Origin of the sequence: Citrobacter sp. wls613, from assembly GCF_005281195.1 — a bacterium.
GTDB classification, from domain to species: domain Bacteria; phylum Pseudomonadota; class Gammaproteobacteria; order Enterobacterales; family Enterobacteriaceae; genus Citrobacter; species Citrobacter gillenii.
The window spans coordinates 35,368-53,588 of record NZ_SZXN01000063.1; the positions used below are offsets into that span (position 1 = coordinate 35,368).

General features: G+C 46.3%; 21 protein-coding genes. 11 read left to right on the forward strand and 10 right to left on the reverse strand.

Annotated features, from left to right (window positions below; all coding sequences use genetic code 11):
* The 4 genes from FDX01_RS13710 to FDX01_RS13725 are packed head-to-tail and all read left to right on the forward strand — an operon-like array spanning position 1 to position 4,292.
* Complete coding sequence (locus tag FDX01_RS13710; protein ID WP_170974776.1) at positions 1-1,284, forward strand: O-antigen ligase family protein; 1,284 nt, start codon at positions 1-3, stop codon at positions 1,282-1,284.
* The gene (locus FDX01_RS13715) at positions 1,277-2,290 is read left to right on the forward strand and encodes a glycosyltransferase family 2 protein (RefSeq protein WP_137399935.1); all 1,014 of its coding nucleotides are present in this window, start codon (positions 1,277-1,279) and stop codon (positions 2,288-2,290) included. Before FDX01_RS13710 ends, FDX01_RS13715 begins: the two co-directional genes overlap by 8 nt.
* A 1-nt stretch (position 2,291) precedes the next feature.
* Positions 2,292-3,347, forward strand: a complete 1,056-nt coding sequence (rfaQ, locus tag FDX01_RS13720) for a lipopolysaccharide core heptosyltransferase RfaQ (RefSeq protein ID WP_137399936.1) — start codon at positions 2,292-2,294, stop codon at positions 3,345-3,347.
* On the forward strand, positions 3,348-4,292 hold the full coding sequence (locus tag FDX01_RS13725) for a glycosyltransferase (RefSeq protein WP_137399937.1): 945 nt from the start codon (positions 3,348-3,350) through the stop codon (positions 4,290-4,292).
* Between the two features lie 27 nt (positions 4,293-4,319).
* Here FDX01_RS13725 and FDX01_RS13730 read toward each other — a convergent pair whose 3' ends face one another.
* Genes FDX01_RS13730 through FDX01_RS13745 form a run of 4 tightly spaced genes read right to left on the reverse strand, consistent with a single transcriptional unit; the run spans position 4,320 to position 8,324 of the window.
* Positions 4,320-5,312 carry a glycosyltransferase gene (locus tag FDX01_RS13730; RefSeq protein WP_137399938.1) on the reverse strand — a complete coding sequence of 331 codons (993 nt, stop codon included), beginning with the start codon at positions 5,310-5,312 and terminating at the stop codon, positions 4,320-4,322.
* Between the two features lie 47 nt (positions 5,313-5,359).
* A complete protein-coding gene (locus tag FDX01_RS13735) occupies positions 5,360-6,379 on the reverse strand; it encodes a glycosyltransferase (RefSeq protein ID WP_137399939.1) in 1,020 nt (339 codons plus the stop codon).
* A gap of 30 nt (positions 6,380-6,409) precedes the next feature.
* Positions 6,410-7,207 carry a lipopolysaccharide core heptose(I) kinase RfaP gene (rfaP, locus tag FDX01_RS13740; protein ID WP_137399940.1) on the reverse strand — a complete coding sequence of 266 codons (798 nt, stop codon included), beginning with the start codon at positions 7,205-7,207 and terminating at the stop codon, positions 6,410-6,412.
* A complete protein-coding gene (locus FDX01_RS13745; protein ID WP_137399941.1) occupies positions 7,200-8,324 on the reverse strand; it encodes a glycosyltransferase family 4 protein in 1,125 nt (374 codons plus the stop codon). Before FDX01_RS13745 ends, rfaP begins: the two co-directional genes overlap by 8 nt.
* 411 nt (positions 8,325-8,735) lie before the next feature.
* On the opposite strand from FDX01_RS13745, the gene waaA reads away from it, so the two are divergent.
* Together waaA and coaD are read left to right on the forward strand one after the other, a co-directional pair.
* Positions 8,736-10,013 carry a lipid IV(A) 3-deoxy-D-manno-octulosonic acid transferase gene (gene waaA / locus FDX01_RS13750; RefSeq protein WP_115257166.1) on the forward strand — a complete coding sequence of 426 codons (1,278 nt, stop codon included), beginning with the start codon at positions 8,736-8,738 and terminating at the stop codon, positions 10,011-10,013.
* 8 nt (positions 10,014-10,021) lie between these two features.
* Positions 10,022-10,501 (forward strand): pantetheine-phosphate adenylyltransferase, encoded by a 480-nt coding sequence (coaD, locus tag FDX01_RS13755; protein ID WP_115257165.1) that lies wholly within the window; start codon positions 10,022-10,024, stop codon positions 10,499-10,501.
* Between the two features lie 14 nt (positions 10,502-10,515).
* On the opposite strand, the gene mutM is transcribed toward coaD, so the two are convergent.
* From mutM to radC, 4 genes are all read right to left on the reverse strand, one after another.
* Positions 10,516-11,325 carry a bifunctional DNA-formamidopyrimidine glycosylase/DNA-(apurinic or apyrimidinic site) lyase gene (mutM, locus tag FDX01_RS13760; protein ID WP_115257164.1) on the reverse strand — a complete coding sequence of 270 codons (810 nt, stop codon included), beginning with the start codon at positions 11,323-11,325 and terminating at the stop codon, positions 10,516-10,518.
* 98 nt (positions 11,326-11,423) lie between these two features.
* The gene (gene rpmG / locus FDX01_RS13765; protein ID WP_003024094.1) at positions 11,424-11,591 is read right to left on the reverse strand and encodes a 50S ribosomal protein L33; all 168 of its coding nucleotides are present in this window, start codon (positions 11,589-11,591) and stop codon (positions 11,424-11,426) included.
* Between the two features lie 20 nt (positions 11,592-11,611).
* Positions 11,612-11,848 carry a 50S ribosomal protein L28 gene (gene rpmB / locus FDX01_RS13770; protein ID WP_003024071.1) on the reverse strand — a complete coding sequence of 79 codons (237 nt, stop codon included), beginning with the start codon at positions 11,846-11,848 and terminating at the stop codon, positions 11,612-11,614.
* A gap of 275 nt (positions 11,849-12,123) precedes the next feature.
* Positions 12,124-12,789 carry a DNA repair protein RadC gene (gene radC, locus FDX01_RS13775; protein WP_096759076.1) on the reverse strand — a complete coding sequence of 222 codons (666 nt, stop codon included), beginning with the start codon at positions 12,787-12,789 and terminating at the stop codon, positions 12,124-12,126.
* 169 nt (positions 12,790-12,958) lie between these two features.
* Between radC and coaBC the strand changes: the two genes are divergently transcribed.
* The 3 genes from coaBC to slmA all read left to right on the forward strand — a co-directional run bounded on the left by coaBC (position 12,959) and on the right by slmA (position 15,328).
* The gene (gene coaBC / locus FDX01_RS13780) at positions 12,959-14,179 is read left to right on the forward strand and encodes a bifunctional phosphopantothenoylcysteine decarboxylase/phosphopantothenate--cysteine ligase CoaBC (RefSeq protein ID WP_137399949.1); all 1,221 of its coding nucleotides are present in this window, start codon (positions 12,959-12,961) and stop codon (positions 14,177-14,179) included.
* Positions 14,157-14,615, forward strand: coding sequence for a dUTP diphosphatase (gene dut / locus FDX01_RS13785; RefSeq protein WP_003827259.1), 459 nt, complete (start codon positions 14,157-14,159; stop codon positions 14,613-14,615). The genes coaBC and dut overlap by 23 nt, the downstream gene beginning before the upstream one ends.
* A gap of 116 nt (positions 14,616-14,731) precedes the next feature.
* Positions 14,732-15,328: a nucleoid occlusion factor SlmA gene (gene slmA, locus FDX01_RS13790; protein WP_096759074.1), complete on the forward strand. Its 597-nt coding sequence runs from the start codon at positions 14,732-14,734 to the stop codon at positions 15,326-15,328.
* Between the two features lie 89 nt (positions 15,329-15,417).
* Here slmA and pyrE read toward each other — a convergent pair whose 3' ends face one another.
* The gene (gene pyrE / locus FDX01_RS13795; protein WP_137399942.1) at positions 15,418-16,059 is read right to left on the reverse strand and encodes an orotate phosphoribosyltransferase; all 642 of its coding nucleotides are present in this window, start codon (positions 16,057-16,059) and stop codon (positions 15,418-15,420) included.
* 65 nt (positions 16,060-16,124) lie between these two features.
* Positions 16,125-16,841, reverse strand: coding sequence for a ribonuclease PH (rph, locus tag FDX01_RS13800; protein ID WP_115257161.1), 717 nt, complete (start codon positions 16,839-16,841; stop codon positions 16,125-16,127).
* Between the two features lie 125 nt (positions 16,842-16,966).
* Here rph and FDX01_RS13805 point away from each other — a divergent pair, with 125 nt between their 5' ends.
* Positions 16,967-17,830, forward strand: coding sequence for a YicC/YloC family endoribonuclease (locus tag FDX01_RS13805; protein WP_096759071.1), 864 nt, complete (start codon positions 16,967-16,969; stop codon positions 17,828-17,830).
* A gap of 259 nt (positions 17,831-18,089) precedes the next feature.
* Positions 18,090-18,221, forward strand: a 132-nt coding sequence (locus tag FDX01_RS23835; RefSeq protein ID WP_001731242.1) for a TRIC cation channel family protein, incomplete at its 3' end; no start/stop codon positions are given.

Here is an 18,221-nt window from a genome sequence, read left to right on the forward strand (position 1 = left end):
ATGCTTTGCCAAAACATGTTTTCTCGCTTTATCGATAATACAAAAAACAACCCATTTAATTTTCTATATCAGCTATTTTACACGGGGATCCTTGTCACCCTTGCGATGGTGCTGGTCAATCCCGATGAGGCACTGAAGGTATTTATTGCCTGTGCGGCCCTGTCTCTGCCGTTGATTGGCAAAAATATAAAGTATGTGCTCAGCAACAAAAAAAATCTGATCTTGCCTTTTATGCTGTTGCTTTTTGGCTTAGTGCAAATTATGTGGGTGGACATCTTTAAGCAGCCCGGCTCTGCCTTTACCGGCGCCTACCGTTCGTATCAGAACGGGGGTAAGATCATGATCTTTGCCGCACTGGTTCTCACCGCGTTAACCTCGCGAGCACCCTGCGAAACCAAAACCCGTATCACCAGTATCTGGGTTATTGTTACGGCAATTGGTCTGTATCTTTTTGCAGGCTACCAGCTAGCCGGTGCCCCTAATCCTTTGGATTATCGTGTTGCTCTTGGCTTTGAGCGCCAGACTGGTACCGCTTATGCGCTGACATTGATTGGCTTATTGGCATCTCAGGCCATTATCAACCTGCGTATAAAACATACCGTTTCACTGTATCTGTTACATTTCTTAATATCGCTGGCGGTTATTATTACCACGCAAACTCGGGCGGCTATTTTAGTATACCCGATCCTGAGTATCGGCCTGTTTCTCATGCACCATCGTCACAACCGTATCATGTTGTTCAAAACATTATTGGGCTTCGTGATACTGGTAGGGGTAGCGTCAATTCCGCTTAAATCAATTATTGAAAATCGTTACCAGAACATGATGGTCGATTTGCAATCCTACAGCCAGAACAATAGTAATACCTCTATTGGCGCGCGACTTGCAATGCAACGAGCAGGTATTGAGGCAGGGAAAGAGCATTACTGGGGACAGTCACTTGAGCAACGAGGTGCAGAAATACAACAACTTGCTTTGCAAGATACCTCGCTACAAGGCGCCGTTGCATTCCTTGACGTTCATCTGCATAACGAGATAATTGATACCTTTTCGCTTAAAGGCATCCCAGGGGTTGTTGTGCTACTCTTGCTCTATGCAGTCATGTTTTTAAGAGCTTACTGGCAACGTAGTTCTCTGTTGTTTGTCATCTCAGGTGCTATCGCTATCTATGGCTTAAGTGATTTATTATTATATGCCAAAGGTGAAGCTTTGAGCAGCGTACTAGCATTGTGTATAGCAGCAATGCTGACCTCGAATCCAACGAGAGAGCGATGCCATGATTAACGCTTCAGGTTATTTACTGAGCATTATTATACCGACATACAACAATGCGGAATTCATCGCAGAAACACTGGCATCGATACACCAGAGTATCACTGACGATGTGGAGGTAATCATTGTTAATGATGGCTCAACCGATCTGACCGAAGAACGCGTTAGTACATTTTATCGTGAAAAAAATTGCAAGAACATTAGATATATAAGCAAAAATAATCAAGGTGTTGCAATCGCCCGTAACGTTGGACTGGCCCATGCGACGGGAAAATATATTGGTTTTGTGGACAGCGATGATATTGTCTGCCGTGATTATTTTTCTATTCTCCTCCCTAAATTAAGAGACGAAAAATATGATATTATTGAATTTAACCTAACCCGTAATATAAAAAATCTGCATAAGAATACTTCTGATACGGAAAAGACTATCGTCCAGCACGAAGTGACTTTAGAAAATGACAACTATGCGCCACTATTCCCAATTTTTCGTGCCGGTCAGTGGCACTTAATGACGAAGATTTTTCATCGTGATGTGATCGGTGAAGATAGATTTGAAGAGTATCGCCGTTATGAAGATGTTATCTTTTGCCCATTTCAGTATTTCAAATGCCATAAAATTTTAAAAATAGAGAATAAACTCTATTACTACCGGATAAATGATAAAAGCATTACCGAGAACATTATCGACAGTGACGCTGACAGTATCTTTTTTGCTATGCGAAAAATGTATAATTACATCAATGAAAATAGTGCAACGCGTACTATCGCTACGTTAATGATCGTTAATTGCTTTCTGGAAGGGCGTAAACTCTTACGTAAGAAAAAAGGTTACTATCGCTATAACGAAAGCATGATAAATGATATTCACAATGCACTTACATGCTGTGATACGAAAGTCATTAAGAAAAAAGTATTTTATAAAATGAAATATCCACACATTGACCGGCATATTTCTGAAATACGCTATACGATAATAAACGCCTGTAAGAACTTACTTGTTCGAAAGGGATTTTAACATGTTTAAGAAACTAGACCGCGTTCTCATTTGCAAACTTAAATTTTATGGCGACGTTCTGTTAATTACCCCTGTAATTGAAAGTATTAAAGCACGTTACCCAAATGCTAAAATTGATCTACTCCTATATAAAGATACCAAGGCAATCTTAGCTGCCAATAAAGATATCAACGTTTTTTATCTTATCGAGAAAAAAAAAGGTCTGCTGGCAACTGCGAAAAATTACATATCGGTACGTCAACAACTGAAAAAAAATCAGTATGATCTGATCATTAACTTAACCGAACAATGGCCGATTGGTGCACTCATCGCTTCTTTACGCCGTCCCTCCATTGCATTTGAGCATAAGAAAAAACTATGGAACAACCTGTTTTCACGCGTCATACCAATGACTGGTACACACATTGTTGAACAAAATTTATCCATTTTAAAAGGCATTGGTTTTGGTGAATCAGAACTAAAGAAAGAAATGTCGCTTTGCTATCGCCAAGAAGACTATCAGCATTTAACCTCCCAACTACCTGCGCTATCTTCAAAAAACTATGTCGTTATTCAACCCACAGCGAGGCAAGAGTTTAAATGTTGGGATGATGATAAATTCGCACACGTCATAGACCACCTGCATCAACGAGGCCTGGATGTGTATCTTACCTGCGGACCGGCACTCAATGAGCAACAGCAGGTACAGCGCATAGCGGCGCTGTGTAAATTATCTCCGGACCTAACATTGGCGGGTAAAACCACCTTCCTGCAGCTGGCTGCATTGATTGACCATGCTGTTCTCTATATTGGTGTTGATTCGGCACCGATGCATATGGCTGCTGCATTAGGAACCCCGCAGGTCTGTCTGTTTGGTGCGACTAATTACCAACAATGGAGACCATGGTCAGACAAAGCAGTATTGATTTGGGCTGGCAATTATCACCCAATGCCTTCAAGAGATGAACTTGACAGGTCAAAAAAATATTTAACATGGATACCAGAACAAGCCGTGATTGACGCTATCGATACGGTACTTCATGATAGTGGCACTGATAAAGGTAATGAGAAGGCATAAATGGACAACAAAAATAATGTTATTAATATTGCTTACTGTACGGATGATAATTATCTGGAGTACGTAGCAGTGTCCATTATGTCCGTCATAATGAACAACCCAGGACAAGAACTTTCATTTTTCGTCTTTGTCTATGATGTCTCAGAAGACGAAATCAATAAACTGTGTTCAACCACTGATAAAATTCAGGTTATCAATATCGATAAAGAAGAGATTGAAAAGTACAACAATGACTTTGCAATCAAACACCTGAATCGTTCAATCTATATGAGGCTGACCGTACCGCGTCTGCTTAAAGATAAAGTAGAGCATTTTATCTATTTAGATGCTGATACTCTGTGCTTCGATAAAATCCATGAAATTAATAGCATTGATATTAGCGAAGTAATTTGTGCTGCCAGTCATGATTCGTTAAATAACAATGATAATATAAATGCTAAACGCTTAAAGCTGAGCACTTCTTCTTATTTTAACTCCGGATTTCTGTATATAAACATAAAAAACTGGCTTAAAAATGATATTGAAACAAAAGCCAATCAGATTTTATTTGATCAAGGGGAAAGTCTTCCCTATCCCGACCAAGATGCCTTGAACATTGCAATGGAGGGCAACGTCAAATTCATTGATAATAGATGGAATTTTTTATTTAATTGGTTTAACGACCAACAAAAAGATAGCTTCTTCTATCAAAAAGATACTCTGCCCCGAATCATCCATTTCACCGGCGGAAGAAAGCCTTGGTACAAAGAACACACTGGACTTTCACAGCAACTTTACCTCTTCTACCATCATTTCACACCATGGCGATACACAGAAATGCGTTCCTACGCTCCGCGCATGAGACCTACTGATTATAGAGTTTACTCGCGTCAGGAAGCCAAAAGGGGAAATTACTGCGGTTCTATCAAATGGTATATAAAATATCTCAAGACAAAACTGCGCTAAATAAAAAACTCCCTTTCGGGAGTTTTTTTACTTACTTTGTAACTTTGCACGTAAATAGCCGATATAGCTAATTACTGAAGCACAATATTTTCCTTGCAGCCGTTCATGCCTTGATTTCTTTTTATATTGCTTTGGCGTTCTGGCTGGCAACAACGGAACATCCGCCCATGGTGAAGCCTTCCACGCTTCAACAAAGTACTGTGCCGAAGGATAGTTTGCCCAAGAGTTCCACGGCTTAGTCACGCCAACATAATGGATTAGAATAGTATCAGGTGTTATATATTCTTTATATTTTGCAAGATCTTTGCTTTTTAATTCTTGTTTAATACCATAGATAGCATTAAACCTTCTTTCCAAAAAGATCACTTTCTTTAAGAAGAGAATATTCAAAACATCCTGATCTGGGAATGAAAGTTTGTTCTTTTTATCCAATAAAATATCAAAGGCTGCGTTGATAAAGTTTTGTTCTTTCCACTTTTTAAGGTTTGCAAAAATGACACCAGAATTGAAATAATCTCTATTCTCCTCAATATCTCTAGCAGGGCTATCATCAACATCAGTAATTACAGCAGCAACATACTCACCAAGATCTATTTGGGTTAGTTCTTCAAGTGAGCCTTTGCAAATCACATCTGCATCAATGTATAAAAGCGAATTTATTTTCTCAGCAAGATATTCAAACGCAATGAATCTAAAGTACATTGCATGCGACCAGGCATTACCACTCGGTAACATTTTTAACCCATTAGCATCCATAATATAAATTGAGATGTTAGTAGCAAATTGCTCTGCTAATTTTGCAGTGCATTGCTGGTAATCAGCATCAATATAATCAGTAAAAAGATGAAAATGGATATTCAGATCTTTATTATGCAAAAGTACTGATGTCATCGAGATTGCAGCACCAAGCATAAAGTTTTTATCCACACCCCAAGCGATATTGAGTTGTGTTTGTTGTTCAGATGGAGCTTGATTAAAATCAAGGATCTTTTTTATAGACTGATGGCAATCAAAGTTCATTCGCTACACCTATTTAATTTATTATCAATAAGTTACTATTTTTAATTTCAATATGCCTTAGGGCTATGTAACTTATTTTTTATATACATAACATGACTGAGCACAGAACGGATATATTTTCGCTGCACTCTTTCATGTCGTGACTTACGTTTATATAGCTTGGCTGTGTTTGCGTTTAACAGAGATTTTTCTGCCCATGCGGATTTCTGATATGCCTCAATAAAATACTTAGCCACCGGGTATTTGGCCCATGAATGCCATGGTTTAGTGACACCAGTATAGTGAATTAAAACCGTATCATCGGTAATGAAATCCTGATAGACCTTATCGTTTTTATTTTTGAGTTCTCGATCGACTTCATAAATACAGTTAAAGTCCCTTCTCAGGAAAATAACATTTCCAACAAACAAAATATTGAGCACGTCCTGGTCAAAATAAAGTAATTCTTTTTGGCGTTTTTCCAATATAGAAAATGCTTTGGCTAACAACTGCTGCTCACGCCATACTTCGAGATTCGCAAGTACAACACCAGAATTAAAATACCCATTACTCAGTTCAGGGATACCGAGCCTGGTTCCAGATTTAACCCGCACTTCATCAATATCATTGATGACGGCAGCATATTCCCCACAAAAATTAACCTCGGTAAACTCTCGTAGAGAACCTTTACAAATAACGTCGGCATCGAGATACAGTACCGAGCTTAATTCGGTGCTTAAATATTCAAATGCAAAATAACGATAGTACATTGCATAGGTCCATGATTTCGTACTCGGCAGTTCACGAAAAACCGCATTATCGAAAACAAGGACAGTCACGGTCGTACTGTACATTTGTGTCAGTCGTTTTATGCTTTCCAGATAGTCGTCATCGATATAGTCAGTGGCGATATAAAAATGGATATCAATATCAGGATTATTCACTAATACTGAGGTCATAGAAATGCCGGATCCAAACAAAAAATTACGATCGACACCATACGCAACGCTTAGTTTTTTACTCTTGTCATGCGTAGAGCTGTCGATGATATGTTTTTGGATGATCAACTTCTGGAAATCGTTGTTCATAATAAAATAGCCTCAAACTTCATGTGTAATTTATAGCGCTTTTCTTATTGTTCTTTGTCTTATTTTTTGCGCTTTTGTGACAGCCTGTTCAAAGAACCTGACTTCCTGACGAAAGATTTCACGTAATGGCATCGAAAAATAGACACGTAAAAATCGATAGATATCTCTTGATGTCAGCCCGATTTCAAGTGATGAGAAATAGAGCCCAATCAAATCTTTATCGCGCCAACGGCGAGGTACATGTTGGCGTATTTGCGCACGATGCAGATCGATCACCGAGAGTTTAATATCCTCAATTTTTGAGGGCATAGGTTGTTGAAGCAAAAAGTGACAGATATAACAGTCACGATGGTTCACCCCACCACGATGCATTTTACCCACCATTTCTGCCACGCGGGTGATAATGGTCCGTTTTAATACAAAATTAGGGCGTTCAACACTCCAACTAGCGCAAAAATCTTCGAGGCTGATAGCAGGAGAGAGATCTTCAGTGATAATAAATGACGTACGCTCTAATGGATTCAGTCCTTTCTGTCCAAACGCCACCCCGGTCATGGTATCAACATTCAACGCTTGCAAACGATGAATAGCTAACCACTCTCGATCGGCCCCCAGCACTGGCATACGTAACGAAATCAGGTTTTTCACCACTTCTTTGAGCGTGGTTCCATGATGATATTTAAGAAAATATCCTTTCCCCATCATCTCAAAACGTAGAGTACGTCGCGTTTCCAACGCACGAAAAACCTCACCATCCAGTTTAGCGACTTCAGTAAACGGATCTTTTCCCTGCCACTGCGTGGCAAAGGGTTCTTTTAATTCAATCATTCTCAATGCCTAAAATGATGTCTGCAGCCCTGTCAGCCAGACTATAGAGATCTTCTGTATCAGCAAAATGCCGTGCATTGCCAGCCCAGCGACTTCTTTGCTCATTGTTTTGCAACGCATCGAAAAGTGCTGTATTCAAGTTGTTCTGCTCAAACGGTTCAGGAATAACCACGCCACATTGGGCAGCATTGATATAGTCAGCATACCCGCACACCTCCGTGGTTAACACCGGCAACCCTGCAACGACTGCCTCTAATAAGACAATCCCAGCAGCTTCCTGAACAGCAGGATGCAGTAACAAATCCGCAGCAGACATCAATTCGGAGATATCATCCCGCCCCGAGAAAAACTGTACTTGTTTTTCAATACCCAATTGGCGAGCCTGAGCACGGTAACGATCTGCTTTATCCTGACCGACGACCATCAACCGCGTACGCTGGCGTAGAGGTTCAGGCAAAGACACCAGAGCCTGCAATGTACGCAGCACACCTTTACGCTTGAAATCTGAACCTACCTGCAGAAGGAAGAACTGATCGAGACCAATATCATTTTTTTCCCTGACAATCTGTCTACTGTTTTCAGGCTGCTGGCTGTACTTTCGGTCAGGGTAAATACCCGGTGGTAAAATACGAAAACGTGGATTCTCGGTATGATAATGACGTTTAAAATCGCCAATTTGTTTGTTGGTTAACATCAGTAATGTGGTATGAGAACCTTGCTGAAATACCGCCTTTTCAAACGAGGCATAATGGCGATAACGCCGCGTCAGCTTGTAAAAAAAACCTTTTTCACGGGCAACTTTTTCGGCATAACAGACATCGGCTGCATAATACACATCCAGCCCAGGCATTTTATTAAAACCAACAACACGATCAACAGGATGTTGGCTAAAATACTTTTGAACCCATTGATGATATTGCTCATTTTTCCCATGATTTGTTCTGGATGTAACTGGAACGAGTATAATTTCCAAGCCTTCAGGGCGCTCCCCCTGCCATTGTTGGGTAAAGACCTGAACATGATGTCCCCGTGCAGCAACCGTCTGCGCAACCCGCAGAAAATCACGCTGCAATCCACCATAAGGAAAATACTTGTACAAACAAAAAGCAATGATCATGCATTAATATCCGCATCGTGTCGCCAGGCATACCAAGCCAGATACATAAGGGGACTGTAATCCTTACTTGCGCTACCCAAAGATTACTCCACATGCTTCGGCCGCAAACTACCAGAAATTGCGCAATAGTATATCATTGATTATCACTCAATCCGAACTGAATGTTTTTTGAACAAAAAATTAAATTTAATATAAAAAACATATACATAACATAAATTCAATTTCATCGTAAAAGTCGTATCGCACGAGAAGTTAAGCCCTAATATTGGAAGCAGGTGTTTTTTGAAACGACCGCCAGGCATAACAATGCCTTGTCAACACAAGCGTTTTGGTACAACCTGGATAAAAATGATGGTAAAGCCACAGTTAAATACATAGAATCCCCAGCACATCCCTAGGTTAGCCACTATTATGCTCGAATTGCTTTACACCGCCCTTTTCTACCTTATTCAGCCCTTGATCTGGATACGGCTTTGGGTGCGCGGTCGTAAGGCTCCGGCCTACCGTAAACGCTGGGGTGAACGCTACGGATTTTACCGTCGTCCGCTAAAGCCAGGCGGCATCATGCTGCATTCTGTGTCCGTGGGCGAAACACTGGCGGCGATCCCATTAGTCCGCGCCCTGCGACATCGTTATCCGGACCTGCCGATCACGGTTACCACCATGACACCAACCGGCTCAGAGCGCGTCCAGTCTGCATTTGGTACTGACGTTCAACACGTCTATTTACCTTACGATTTACCCGATGCACTCAACCGTTTCCTGAACAAAGTTGACCCCAAACTGGTGTTAATCATGGAAACCGAGTTGTGGCCAAATCTGATCGCGGCACTCCACAAACGTCATATTCCTCTGGTCATTGCTAACGCCCGACTTTCCGCCCGCTCGGCCGCAGGCTACGCGAAACTGGGTAAATTTGTTGGCAGATTACTACGTCGTATTACGTTGATTGCCGCACAAAATGAAGAAGATGGTGCACGCTTTATTACGCTTGGCGCAAAGAGCAATCAGGTGACCGTCACCGGCAGTCTAAAATTTGATATTTCCGTCACCCCGCAGTTGGCCGCTAAAGCGATCACGTTACGTCGCCAGTGGGCACCACATCGCCCGGTATGGATTGCTACCAGCACACACGATGGTGAAGAAAGCATTATCGTCGCCGCGCATCAGGCATTATTAAATCAGTTCCCGAATCTGTTACTGATTCTGGTTCCACGTCATCCGGAACGTTTTCCGGATGCCATTAACCTCGTACGCCAGGCTGGGCTAAGCTATACCACACGGTCCTCGGGAGAAGTCCCGTCTTCAGGTACTCAGGTGGTTATTGGCGATACGATGGGCGAACTGATGCTGCTGTACGGCATTGCCGACCTGGCATTCGTCGGCGGCTCACTGGTTGAACGTGGGGGTCATAACCCATTAGAAGCTGCAGCGCATGCGATTCCCGTACTGATGGGACCACATACCTTTAATTTTAAAGATATTTGCGCCCGACTTGAGCAGGCAAGTGGATTGATCACCGTCACCGATACCACCACGTTGGTGAAAGAGATCTCGTCGTTGCTGACCGATGCAGATTATCGTAATTTCTATGGTCGTCATGCAGTTGAAGTTCTGTATCAAAACCAGGGCGCGCTACAGCGTCTGCTGCAGCTGCTGGAACCTTACCTGCCACCCAAAACGCACTGAGGGTTGTCATGCAAAAACGGGCAATTTATCCAGGAACCTTCGATCCCATTACTAACGGCCATATCGATATCGTGACGCGTGCAACAAGCATGTTCGATCACGTGATTCTGGCGATTGCCGCAAGTCCCAGTAAAAAACCGATGTTTACTCTGGAAGAGCGTGTTGAGCTGGCACAGCAGGCAACGGCGCATCTCGACAATGTCGAAGTACTGGGGTTTAGCGACTTAATGGCAAACTTCGCCCGCGATAAACAGGCAAATGTTCTGATTCGTGGGCTGCGTGCCGTGGCAGATTTTGAGTATGAAATGCAGTTGGCGCACATGAATCGCCACCTGATGCCGCAGCTGGAAAGCGTCTTTTTGATGCCTTCCAAAGAATGGTCATTTATCTCATCATCGCTGGTTAAAGAAGTCGCCCGCCATCAGGGGGACGTGACCCACTTTTTACCGGCGAACGTGCACCAGGCGTTAATGGTCAAGCTGAAGTAAAGGCGTTATCTACGCTATTTCTGGCAGCGACGGCAGTAGAATGTCGTTCGCTGTGCATGTTTTGTCGCAACGATCGGCGCGCCGCATGCACGGCAAGGCTCACCTTCTCGCCCATAGACTTGCAACTCCTGGGCAAAATAGCCCGGCTTGCCGTCACTTTGCAGAAAATCCTTCAGCGTCGTTCCCCCTTGCTCGATAGAGCGAAGCAAAACCGCCTTGATAACGCGCACCAACAGCTCACACTCAGATACCGACAGCGACGATGCCAGGCGGTCAGGATGGATACCAGCCGCAAACAGCGACTCGCTGGCATAGATGTTGCCAACCCCCACCACTAACTTGTTGTCCATCAGCCAGGGTTTAATCGCCGTTTTCTTCTTCGCGCATTTCTGCTGGAGATAACTGGCGTTGAAATCATCGCTCAGCGGCTCCGGGCCAAGATGCGCGAGAACATTGTGTCCCGCCAGTTCTTTGGTCCATAGCCACGCCCCAAACCGCCGGGGATCGGTATAGCGTAGGACTTTGCCATTGCTCATCACCAAATCCACATGGTCGTGTTTTTCTGCCGGGCGTTCTTCAGGAAGAATACGTAAACTGCCTGACATGCCCAGATGAATGATAATCCAGCCATCCGCTAGCTCTAAAAGCAGATACTTCGCACGACGTTGTACGCTAAGCACAGGCTTATCACTAAGACGATAGATTTCTTCTGATACCGGCCAACGCAGACGCCCATTACGCACAATGGCGTGCAGAATCGTTGCCCCAACGAGATGCGGCTCAATACCACGGCGACTGGTTTCGACTTCAGGTAATTCAGGCATAGCATCTCCGGCGGTGTATCAGGTCTCATTAATATGGGGACGGCCAGAAAACAAAAAACCCCGCCGAGGCAGGGTTTTTCTTTACATCAAAGTGAAAATTATTTGATTTTCGCTTCTTTGTATAAAACGTGCTGACGGACAACTGGATCGAATTTTTTCAGTTCCAGTTTTTCCGGCTTAGTACGCTTGTTCTTCGTGGTGGTGTAGAAGTGACCAGTACCAGCAGAAGAAACCAGCTTGATTTTCTCACGAATACCTTTAGCCATGATTTATTTCCTCTTAGTACTTAGTACTTTTCGCCACGGGCACGCAGTTCAGACAGAACTGTTTCGATGCCTTTCTTATCAATAACACGCATACCTTTAGCAGATACACGCAGGGTGACAAAACGCTTCTCGCTCTCAACCCAAAAACGGTGAGAGTGCAGGTTAGGCAGGAAACGGCGTTTAGTCGCGTTCAGTGCGTGGGAACGGTTGTTACCGGTCACCGGACGCTTGCCAGTAACTTGGCAGACTCGGGACATGTCTATTCTCCAAAAATCAAATTAGCTCGAGCTTCGTATGGGGTATTGGCGCCTCGTCAGGCTTCTCAGCCCGGTTATCGCAGTTCAATACACTCAATCTTTCATACTGCATCAACGTTGGATACCGAATGAATGATTTCGTATATTTGCGAACTCTCGATTGCCAGGCCCAAATGCCAAACCCGAGATTCTCAAAGGTGGCGTAGTATACGCTGAGTCAGCGATGTGCTCAAGTCCCGAACAGACAAAGATCCCGATGGATCGCGTAAAGTGCGTTAAATCCAACCGCGTTCCGCAAAAGAAACGTACTCTCCGCGCCCAATTACTAGATGATCAAGCACCCGGACATCCATGAACTGACAGCATTTCACAACACGCTCGGTGATAAGTTTATCTGCTTTACTCGGCTCTGCACACCCCGAAGGGTGATTATGCGCAAGGATCAGCGCCGACGCATTCATTTTTATCGCCTCACGGACAATTTCTCGCGGATGTACCTCGACATGGCTGAGCGTGCCAGAAAAAAGTGTGCTGTGTTTAATCACACGATGCTGAGCATCAAGAAAGATCACCAGAAAGATCTCTCGTTCCTCTTGCGAGAACTGGCTTTGCAGAAACTCACGCGCCATTTCGGGACTCAGTAGCGAACGTTCTTCCATCACGCGCACGTTGTAGTAACGCTTTGCCAATTCGGCAATACCTTTTAGCTGGGCATACTTCGCCACGCCAATACCCTGAACCTGGCTGAAATCCATGTAATCGGCCGATAACAGACCATACAGAGAACCAAAATTTTGCAGTATCTCTTTTGCCAGCGTCAGGACATCTTTCCCTCGCGAACCGGTACGTAAAAAAAGTGCCAATAGCTCAACATCCGTCAGTGAATCTACCCCCAGCGCCATCATTTTTTCCCGGGGCATCGAACATTCCATCTCTTCCATGCATCTCCTCCCTTAGCCCGCGAATGGTTACATAACACCCGCCATGAAGCGACGTCCTGTTTTCACTTCTTCGTGACGCCTCGCAAAGTGCTTCCCGGCAAAAGCACGTCGCATTGAGGATTGTGATAAAATATCCGCCTTCTGGTGAAATCCAACAGGAAAGATCATGATGAGCCTGGCCGGTAAAAAAATCGTAATTGGTGTCAGTGGCGGTATTGCTGCATACAAAACCCCCGAGCTGGTACGCCGTTTACGGGAACGTGGCGCAGACGTCCGCGTGGCAATGACCGAGGCGGCAAAAGCGTTTATTACGCCCCTGAGCTTACAGGCGGTTTCGGGCTACCCCGTTTCCGACAGCTTGCTTGACCCCGCAGCAGAAGCTGCGATGGGTCATATTGAACTGGGGAAATGGGCCGATTTAGTTATCCTGGCCCCCGCCACGGCAGATTTGATTGCGCGCGTTGCCGCTGGCATGGCCAACGATCTGGTGTCAACGATCTGCCTGGCAACGCCTGCGCCTGTTGCCGTCTTACCGGCCATGAACCAGCAGATGTACCGCGCCGCCGCAACACAGCACAATCTCGGCGTTCTCGCGTCACGTGGCTTGCTCATTTGGGGACCCGACAGCGGCAACCAGGCCTGTGGCGATGTTGGCCCTGGCCGTATGCTGGATCCGTTAACCATTGTGGATATGGCGGCGGAACATTTTTCACCTGTCAATTCCCTGCAACATCTCAACATCATGATTACGGCTGGCCCAACACGCGAGCCGCTTGATCCGGTGCGCTACATTTCTAACCACAGTTCCGGAAAGATGGGTTTCGCCATCGCCGCTGCGGCAGCAAAGCGCGGCGCTAATGTCACGCTGGTGTCAGGTCCCGTGTCATTAGCCACGCCGCCTTTGGTGCAGCGTATTGATGTCGTTACGGCGCTCGAAATGGAAGCTGCCGTGCAATCAGTCGTACAGCAACAGCATATTTTTATCGGCTGTGCCGCCGTCGCTGATTATCGCGCAGAAACCGTAGCCCATGAAAAAATCAAAAAGCAGGCGACGCAGGGTGATGAATTCACAGTAAAAATGGTCAAAAACCCGGATATTATCGCCGGGGTTGCCGCACTCAATGCTAATCGTCCTTTTGTCGTTGGGTTTGCCGCCGAAACAAATAATGTGGAAGAATATGCCCGGCAAAAACGTATCCGCAAAAACCTTGATGTGATTTGTGCAAACGATGTTTCACTATCTACTCAAGGATTTAACAGCGACAGCAACGCATTACACCTTTTCTGGCAGGATGGAGATAAAGTCTTACCGCTTGAGCGTAAAGAACTCCTGGGCCAATTATTACTCGACGAGATCGTGACCCGTTATGATGAAAAAAATCGACGTTAAGATTCTGGACCCACGCGTAGGGCAACAATTTCCGCTCCCGACGTACGCCACCTCTGGCTCTGCCGGACTTGACCTGCGCGCATGTCTTGATGACGCCGTAGAACTGGCTCCGGGCGCGACGACGCTGGTGCCAACCGGGTTAGCCATTCATATCGCCGACCCTTCGCTGGCGGCGGTAATGCTTCCACGCTCCGGATTGGGCCATAAGCACGGTATCGTCCTCGGCAACCTGGTCGGCTTGATTGACTCCGATTATCAGGGCCAACTGATGGTATCTGTCTGGAACCGTGGCCAGGACAGCTTCACTATCGAGCCGGGTGAGCGTATTGCACAGATGGTCTTTGTGCCGGTCGTGCAGGCTGAATTTAATCTGGTGGAAGAATTTGAAGCCACCGATCGTGGCGAAGGCGGCTTCGGCCATTCCGGGCGCAAGTAACCCGTAGAGAAGTATCCCACAGCGTAATAACGCAATAACATACCGCAAACAGTTGTTTGCGGTCGCTGTGTGGATGCCTGCCTGGCAAGTGCTTATTTTCAGGGGTATTTTGTAACATGGTAGAAAAGCAAACTGCGAAAAGGAATCGTCGCGAAGAAATACTTCAGTCTCTGGCGCTGATGCTGGAATCCAGCGATGGAAGCCAACGCATTACGACAGCAAAACTGGCAGCCTCTGTTGGCGTTTCCGAAGCGGCATTGTATCGCCATTTTCCCAGCAAGACCCGCATGTTCGATAGCCTGATTGAGTTTATCGAAGATAGTCTGATTACCCGTATCAACCTGATTTTGAAAGATGAAAAAGACACCGGCGCACGCCTGCGTCTGATCGTGTTGCTGATTTTAGGGTTCGGTGAACGTAACCCCGGCCTGACGCGTATTCTGACCGGTCACGCACTGATGTTTGAGCAAGATCGTCTGCAGGGCCGCATTAATCAGTTGTTTGAACGCATCGAGGCCCAGCTGCGCCAGGTTCTGCGAGAAAAACGGATGCGTGAAGGTGAAGGTTACGCCATGGATGAAACGCTGCTGGCCAGCCAGTTACTGGCTTTCTGTGAAGGTATGCTGTCTCGTTTTGTGCGCAGCGAATTTAAATACCGTCCAACGGACGATTTTGACATCCGCTGGCCGCTGATAGTCGCACAATTGCAGTAATCGCTGATTGCCCGGTGGCGCTACTACGCTTACCGGGTCTACAGAAAGTGCGTAGGCCGGATAAGCGTAGCGCCATCCGGCAGTTCTGATTATACGCCGTACGTTTCGCGATACGCCCGCACTGCGGCCAGATGTTCCGCCATCTCCGGCTTCTCTTCCAGATACGCAATCAGGTCTTTCAGGGTAATGATTGAAATGACCTTGCACCCATAATCACGCTCCACCTCCTGGATAGCGGAAATCTCACCACGACCCCGTTCCTGACGATCGAGAGAAATCAGAACCCCAGCTAACATCGCACCATTCGCCTGGATTATCTCCATCGACTCACGAATCGCCGTACCGGCGGTGATCACATCATCCACCAGCATCACACGGCCCTGCAATGCGCTGCCGACCAGGTTACCGCCTTCGCCGTGGGTTTTCGCCTCTTTACGGTTAAAGCAGTACGGCAAATCTTTATCGTGGTGTTCTGCCAGCGCAACGGCGGTCGTTGTGGCAATAGGAATACCTTTGTACGCCGGGCCAAACAGCAAATCGAAATCAATACCGGAATCCACCAGCGCTTCGGCATAAAAACGGCCTAACATTGCCAGGTCACGCCCGGTATTAAACAGTCCAGCGTTGAAGAAATAGGGGCTCTTACGCCCGGATTTCAGCGTAAACTCGCCGAACTTTAGTACCTGCTTGCTAAGCGCAAACTCAATAAACTGGCGCTGATACGGTTTCATGGATTCGCTCCTCATCTCACTTTATAACAGACAAAAAAAAGGCGACTCATCAGTCGCCTTTAAAATTAATTTTCTAACGCCGCCTTCTGCGTCGTTATGATGGATTCAATTCCCCCTCGGGCCAGTGCCAGTAGGGTGAGAAGTTCTTCATGACTGAACGGTTCGCCTTCCGCCGTGCCCTGCACTTCAATAATGCGACCGTCTTCGGTCATCACCACGTTCATGTCGGTTTCTGCCGCAGAGTCTTCAACGTACTCTAAATCGCAGAGCGCTTCGCCATTCACAATACCCACGGACACCGCAGCAACCATCCCTTTCATTGGGTTGGTTTTCAGCTTACCGCTGGCAACCAGTTTGTTCAGCGCATCAGCCAGCGCAACACAAGCACCGGTAATGGATGCAGTACGGGTACCGCCGTCTGCCTGAATCACGTCGCAGTCCAGGGTGATAGTGAATTCGCCAAGCGTTTTCAGGTCAACGGCAGCGCGCAGCGCACGCGCGATCAGACGCTGAATTTCCATGGTACGGCCGCCCTGCTTACCTTTCGCCGCTTCACGTGCGTTACGGGTATGAGTCGCACGCGGTAACATGCCATATTCTGCGGTGATCCAGCCTTGCCCCTGGCCCTTCAGAAAGCGCGGCACGCCTTCATCAATCGAGGCGGTGCACAGTACTTTGGTATCACCAAATTCGACCAGCACGGAGCCTTCAGCGTGTTTTGTATAATTACGGGTCAGGGTGACGGGACGCACCTGGTTGGCACTACGACCTGCTGGACGCATGATAAAATCTCCGGCTTGAAACGAATGTGGCTGCGCATTATACGGAGTTCCGACGGTTATTCCTATCCTGACAAGACATGGATGGCTATAATCCTCCCATCTCATCTTCAAAAACAGGAACGTCTATGATCCGCAGCATGACCGCCTACGCCCGGCGTGAAATCAAGGGTGAATGGGGTAGCGCTACCTGGGAAATGCGCTCGGTAAACCAGCGTTATCTGGAAACCTATTTTCGCCTGCCGGAACAGTTCCGTAGTCTTGAGCCTGTTGTACGCGAACGCATCCGCACGCGTCTGACACGCGGTAAAATCGAATGTACGCTGCGTTTTGAGCCTGATGCCAGCGCGCAAGGTGAGTTGCTCCTGAATGAAAAACTCGCTAAACAGCTCGTCACCGCCGCAAACTGGGTCAAGATGCAGAGCGATGAAGGCGAAATTAATCCGGTTGATATCCTGCGCTGGCCGGGTGTCATGGCGGCCCAGGAACAAGACCTGGACGCTATTGCCGCAGAGATCCTTGCCGCGCTCGATGGCACGCTGGACGACTTTATTGTCGCACGTGAAACTGAAGGCCAGGCGCTAAAAGCGTTAATCGAACAACGTCTGGAAGGCGTCAGCACCGAAGTGGCGAAAGTCCGCGCGCATATGCCGGAAATCCTGCAGTGGCAGCGTGAACGTCTGGTTGCCAAACTCGAAGACGCACAGGTTCAACTGGAAAATAACCGTCTTGAACAAGAGCTGGTGCTGATGGCGCAGCGTATCGATGTGGCGGAAGAATTAGATCGTCTGGAAGCCCACGTTAAAGAAACCTACAACATCCTGAAGAAAAAAGAGGCGGTCGGCCGTCGCCTGGACTTTATGATGCAGGAATTCAACCGTGAATCGAACACCCTCGCCTCTAAATCCATCAATGCCGAAGTGACTAACTCAGCCATTGAGCTGAAGGTATTGATCGAGCAAATGCGCGAGCAGATTCAGAACATCGAATAGGTCATCTCCTCACGTAGCCCGTCGATAAAATGGCGGCGCTACGCCTGCTTTTCAACTATCCGCTTATTTTATCGCCGCTTCGGATTATATTTTCTCATCATCTATACTCAGTTTTTATAGCTTAAAGTGCATACCATCTGGCATGCTTAGTAAATTCGCATTAGCTGTAGTTATTAAAACCACTTCGCCTTAGAAAATCTCAATCGTGACAACGAGCACAAATCGCTAACCTTAGCCCCCAGGAAATCAGGGGGAATACATGCTGTTACACGTTTTATACTTAATTGGCATCACTGCTGAAGCCATGACGGGTGCACTGGCGGCAGGCCGTCGTCGCATGGATACATTTGGCGTTATTATTATTGCCACCGCGACCGCCATTGGCGGCGGG